At 35.8% G+C, this 5309-nt stretch carries 5 protein-coding genes; 1 reads left to right on the top strand and 4 read right to left on the bottom strand.

Going from position 1 to position 5309, the window contains the following annotated elements; translation table 11 throughout:
- Positions 1-84 precede the first annotated feature (84 nt).
- Entirely contained in the window at positions 85-717 is a 633-nt protein-coding gene (locus tag FLS47_RS16115; RefSeq protein WP_223225375.1) for a group II intron maturase-specific domain-containing protein, read from the top strand.
- 163 nt (positions 718-880) lie between these two features.
- Here FLS47_RS16115 and FLS47_RS16120 read toward each other — a convergent pair whose 3' ends face one another.
- From FLS47_RS16120 to FLS47_RS16135, 4 genes are read right to left on the bottom strand one after another with little or no spacing between them, the layout of a single operon-like run.
- Complete coding sequence (locus FLS47_RS16120; RefSeq protein WP_149915358.1) at positions 881-3622, bottom strand: cation-translocating P-type ATPase; 2742 nt, start codon at positions 3620-3622, stop codon at positions 881-883.
- A 36-nt stretch (positions 3623-3658) separates the two neighbouring features.
- Entirely contained in the window at positions 3659-4342 is a 684-nt protein-coding gene (locus FLS47_RS16125; protein WP_149915359.1) for an exopolysaccharide biosynthesis protein, read from the bottom strand.
- 40 nt (positions 4343-4382) lie between these two features.
- Positions 4383-4634 carry a TFIIB-type zinc ribbon-containing protein gene (locus FLS47_RS16130; RefSeq protein ID WP_068179646.1) on the bottom strand — a complete coding sequence of 84 codons (252 nt, stop codon included), beginning with the start codon at positions 4632-4634 and terminating at the stop codon, positions 4383-4385.
- Between the two features lie 26 nt (positions 4635-4660).
- Complete coding sequence (locus tag FLS47_RS16135) at positions 4661-4945, bottom strand: hypothetical protein (protein ID WP_068179644.1); 285 nt, start codon at positions 4943-4945, stop codon at positions 4661-4663.
- Positions 4946-5309 lie beyond the last annotated feature (364 nt).

The following is a 5309-nucleotide window of genomic DNA, read 5'->3' on the forward strand; positions in this document are numbered from 1 at the left end:
CGGTAACTTTATCGTATGTAATCATGGTCTGGTATATTGTTAAATATTTGAATTTCAGATACTTAAATATAAACATTTACCACCATGATTGCAATTTTAAATACAATTAATAATCGAATTCAGGTTACTAGAGTGGTAATTGAAAAGTTTCTGAAAAACAAACTCAAATTAACTATAAATGAAGAAAAGAGCGGGATTAGAAAACCAATCAACTTCACAATTTTGGGTTTTGGATTTGTGTCTACGTACGAGAAAGGAAGCAAGAATCAATACCAACTCATTGTATCGGAAAAAGCATGGAAGAAACTAAAAGAACGACTTAAAACAATCACTCGAAAAACTACACCTGCCACCTTTGAAGAGCGTATTGCCAAGATAAAAGAAGTGCAACGAGGATGGTTAAACTATTTTCAAGGCACAAGTATTTTAGGTAAATTAAGCGATTTAGACGGTTGGCTACGAAACCGACTGCGCTACTGCATTTGGCATCATTGGAAAAAACCCGAAAGGAAAAGGAAAAACCTGATTCGATTAGGTGTAGACCAAGACCATGCCTACGCTTGGAGCAGAACGAGAAAAGGTGGTTGGGCAATAGCACAAAGTCCTATTTTAGGCACTACCATTACTTTACAACGCTTGAAGAAAAGAGGTTATATTTCCTTAACCGAATTACATTTACAGCTTAACCCATCTCTTTGCGAACCGCCGAGTACGTGACCCGTACGCTCGGTGGTGTTTGAAATAAGTGTTTATTTTTTATAGGTATTTCAAGATATCGCTTCGCTAAGTTGAGAGGCGCACTCCGTAAGTTTCTGGCGGAGCCGTCTACTCGATTACCCAACGTCATTTTTTTATTTTTAAATTCATTATTAAAACATTATTAACTCTCTTTTTTCTTTTTATTTAACAACTCTCTTAGAATCCATTTTTCGATACTAATTACAACAAAAATCAATGAACCAGCTACAAACGAAATAAATAAACCTTTCCCATCGAGAGACGCTGTTCCAAACACTTTTTGCATAAACGGGGTGTATAAAAACATTGCTTGCAGAAGCATTATTGACCCAATACCCAAAAAGATAAAGCCATTACTGAAAAGACCAATTTTAAAAACCGATTCTTTCAGAGACCTACAGTTTATCAAATAAAATATTTGGAAAAATATAATAAATGTTACTGCTATACTTTGGGAACGAGCCAACGCATCTGTTTGTGCCATTCCGGTTGAAAGTGAATAAGAGTACTCCCAGCTAAAAAGCACGATAGTTCCAACTGTCATAAGTATCGAAACAAAAAACACCCTAAAAGTTACAAATCCGTTGAAAAGAGCTTCATCGGGTTTACGAGGGGGACGGTTCATTACATTAGGTTCTTTTACTTCGAATGCAAGCGGCAAAGCCAATGCTATGGCTGCAACCAAGTTTATCCACAACAATTGTACTGGCAACATAGGAAGCAATAGTTCTTTCGTTATAGGATTAAAAGGAAAGAATATAATGCCATAAATCAATATAAATGCAAGTCCCAAGTTGGTTGGAAGCAAGAATGCGAGAGACTTTAGCAGATTGTCGTAAACCCTTCGCCCTTCTTCAACAGCTGCTGCTATACTCGAAAAATTATCATCGGCAAGTACAATGTCTGCAGATTCTTTCGACACAGAAGTTCCGGTAATTCCCATCGCAACACCAACATTTGATTGCTTGAGCGATGGGGCATCGTTTACGCCATCACCGGTCATTGCAACAACATCATTGGCTTTTTGCAAGGCTTTTACCAAACGAAGTTTGTGTTCGGGGGCTACACGGGCAAAAATATTGGTTGATTGTATGGTTTTATCAAGTTCAGCATCGCTCATTTTCGACAAATCCACTCCTGTTACAACAGTCCCATTGGCCGAGAGGTTTAATTCCATGCCAATAGCACGTGCTGTGGCATGGTGGTCGCCAGTAATCATTTTTACTGTTATTCCCGCATTATGACATGCTTTTATAGCTTCGATTGCTTCGGTGCGTGGCGGGTCAATCATACCTATCAAGCCGATAAACTCAAATCCGTTTTCAATATCATCTACCGATATTTCATCACTTTTACTTTGAGTTTTTTGAGCTATGGCAAGCACTCGCATCCCTTTCGAACCAAGCAATTCTATTTGAGAAATAATCTTTTGTGTATCCAAGTTTACACCACCAACATGTGTTGAACAACGTTTTAGCACAACCTCTGGTGCCCCTTTAAGAATAATATTGTCGTTAAGGGTTGCCATGTATTGCTTTTCAGAGTCGAAAGGCACAACATCTTTTCTTGGTATTTCCTGACGTAAACCATCAATTGAAATCCCCGCTTTTGCAGCTGCAACGACCAAAGCAACCTCGGTAGGGTCGCCCGAGATACTGTATTCGTTTGCGGTATAAAGCACATTTGCATCACTACAAAGCACAGCTTTTTTAAGCAAAAGCAACATATCTTCGGGTAAAGCTGCTAGTTCAGCATTGTTTTGTTTGAAAACACCAGCTTTATGATAACCAACACCTGTTACTTGTATGCTATAGTTATAGTTCCACAATTCACTTACAGTCATTTCGTTTCGTGTAAGTGTTCCAGTTTTATCAGAGCAAATAACAGTTGTACTTCCTAAAGTTTCAACCGCAGGAAGTTTACGAATAATGGCGTTTCGTTTTGCCATACGTTGTACCCCAATGGCAAGGGAAATGGTAACAACAGCCGGGAGACCTTCAGGGATAGCACCAACTGCCAAAGCTATTGCAAAAATTAAGCTTTCTTTAAGTGCATCGAACAATAATACCCCTTGCCCCAATGCACGGTATGTTCCAATAAACATAATAATTGCAGTGATAGCAACAATACCAATGGTTAAGTATTTGCCAATAACACCTAACTTTTTTGTTAATGGCGTATCTAAATCAACGGTTTCGTTAAGCATATCGGATATTTTACCAAGTTCGGTATCCATACCCGTTTTTACAACCACTGCCGTAGCAGTGCCTGAAACTACTAAAGTGCCACTATATACCATACATTTTCTGTCGCCAATTACAGCATCGGGAGTTACAGCTTCGGTAGTTTTTTGAGACGGCACCGATTCTCCTGTTAAAGCAGCTTCTTCTACTTGTAGGTTTTTTTGCTGTATTATCCTCATGTCGGCAGGGATGCGGTCGCCGGCAGCCACCTGAACAATATCGCCGGGAACAATCTCAGAAACAGGTATGGTTATTATATTGCCATTTCGAATTACTGTAGCATTTTCGGGAACCATGTTACTTAGAGCTTCAATGGCTTTACCTGCTTTGTATTCCTGAATAAAGCCAATAATTGAGTTTACTACCACTACGGCAAGCACTACCATTCCATCGGTAATTTTACCCAATGCGGTAGCCAACGTGCTTGAACCAATTAAAACCCAAATCAATGGATTGTTAATTTGCCGCCAAAGCACTTTTAAAATTCCATCTTTATTTTTACGTTTAAGTTCGTTTAATCCGTACTTCTGTCGTCTTTTATTTACTTCTTCCAATTCAAGCCCCTGTAATGAACTTTCGAAATTTTCAAGAACCTCTTTATAGTCAATGGCATGCCATTTTCCGCTTTCGTTTTTCAACATCTTGATGAATAATAATGTATGGTTGTTAATAAAAATCTACAATGTAATGCTTTCAACTATTTTTTTTAAAGCTAAAATTATAGTCGAAAAAAATAATCCAAAATATATAAAAGCTCCCAAAACGGAAAAATATCCAAGAAGAATTATAATTCCATCCTTCTGAATAATTCCTATTGATAGAAAAAGAATAATTAATGCAGGCAAAGTATTACTAAAGGGCATTAATCCCAATGGTACCATTAGCAAAATAGAACCAAATAAAATCAAAAAACCATTGATTGTACTAGCAATTTTGTTGCATATAAGGAGACTAAGTCGATGCGGCTTACTCATTTTTTCTAAATAATGGAACCACTTTAATCCTTTGTTTAGAGCAATGCGTAACTTTTCGGCTGGAAATGACTTATTTTTTATAGAGGAAGGTAGCCATAAGCTTTTATTTGTTAGATTACTTATTCCTATAAAAAAGATGAAAATCCCAAATACAGTACTGAAACCAGGTATTGATACCGGAATTAGAAATATTATAGATAATATTGATGCAAATATTAATAAACCGTCGTTTCCTAATAGGTTTATTATTTCAGATAATGTCAGATTTCTGTCAGGTATTTTACTAATTATTTTTTTTACTTTTTCTAATAATGTATTGTCAAAAAAATCATCTTTTTTCAAAAAGACAACTAATTCTCTATTTTTAACTTGCAACTCTTGTGACATAAAAATAAATTATTTCCAAACAGATTCAATAGAATTACTTTTAAAAGTCAAAAAGCTCTCCTAAGAGTCCTTTCTTTTTTTTGTAACGATAATCATTGTCCCTTGAATGATATTGCTTGCCATGAAACATATCGTCTTGTGGGATTTTAAGATTTTGAGTTGTCCGTTCAATGATTTTATCAAGTTCACCGCGGTCAAGCCAAACACCTCGGCATTCAGGACAGTAGTCAATCTCTATTCCGTTACGGTCTGTCATAACCAGATTTACATCTTTGCAATTTGGACATTTCATTTTTTTAGTATTTAGTTGGTTAATAATTATTTGCTTAAAGGTTTTGTAACTTTATTAACTACAGAATCAAGTTTAGTGGATGATTTCTGTATAAGTGAATCAAGTTTTATTACCTTTTGATGTTCTTTATCGATTAGCGAATCGAGAGTTAGAACTTTATCGACCTCTTGGTTTAGCAATGAGTCTAATGATTCTGTTTTTTTTAGTAACTGTTCCATCTTTTCGTCAACTTTTTTGCTTACATCGCTGCAAGAAAAAAATGTAATCGAAAAGAATGCTAGAAAGATGCTTATTTTCAAAACTTTTCCCATAATTGTATTTTTTTAGTGTTTCTCAAAAATACTTAATTTATAGTTTTATTTATACGCTGTCCATTTCTTTATTATGTTGGGTAACGTCAGTCTGTGAAAAAAGTACACAAACTCCTTTCAAATATAGTTAATATTTCATAAATTCATAAGGTATTCATAATTCACGGTTTTATGCCTATAATCAATGGTTTAGACAGACATCAACTTACATTCTCTAGTTTAGAAGCTGCAATTGCTACTGGAGTTGCTACCTTTAGTGCGAGACAGATTTAATAAGTAATTTTAAATTTGTAGAGATGCATAGAAAATTTGATGATTCATTTAAGATCATGGCAGTCGAGCTGAGCGTTGTTAGGGGCTCTGT

The organism is Sphingobacterium cavernae (assembly GCF_008520265.1).
Lineage (GTDB): Bacteria > Bacteroidota > Bacteroidia > Sphingobacteriales > Sphingobacteriaceae > Sphingobacterium > Sphingobacterium cavernae.

Bases quoted from the DNA above. Each gene is read 5' to 3' on its own strand.
- FLS47_RS16115 (WP_223225375.1), top strand. From the start codon at position 85: ATGATTGCAATTTTAAATACAATTAATAATCGAATTCAGGTTACTAGA.
- FLS47_RS16130 (WP_068179646.1), bottom strand. From the start codon at position 4,634: ATGAAATGTCCAAATTGCAAAGATGTAAATCTGGTTATGACAGACCGT.
- FLS47_RS16135 (WP_068179644.1), bottom strand. From the start codon at position 4,945: ATGGGAAAAGTTTTGAAAATAAGCATCTTTCTAGCATTCTTTTCGATT.
- FLS47_RS16125 (WP_149915359.1), bottom strand. From the start codon at position 4,342: ATGTCACAAGAGTTGCAAGTTAAAAATAGAGAATTAGTTGTCTTTTTG.
- FLS47_RS16120 (WP_149915358.1), bottom strand. From the start codon at position 3,622: ATGTTGAAAAACGAAAGCGGAAAATGGCATGCCATTGACTATAAAGAG.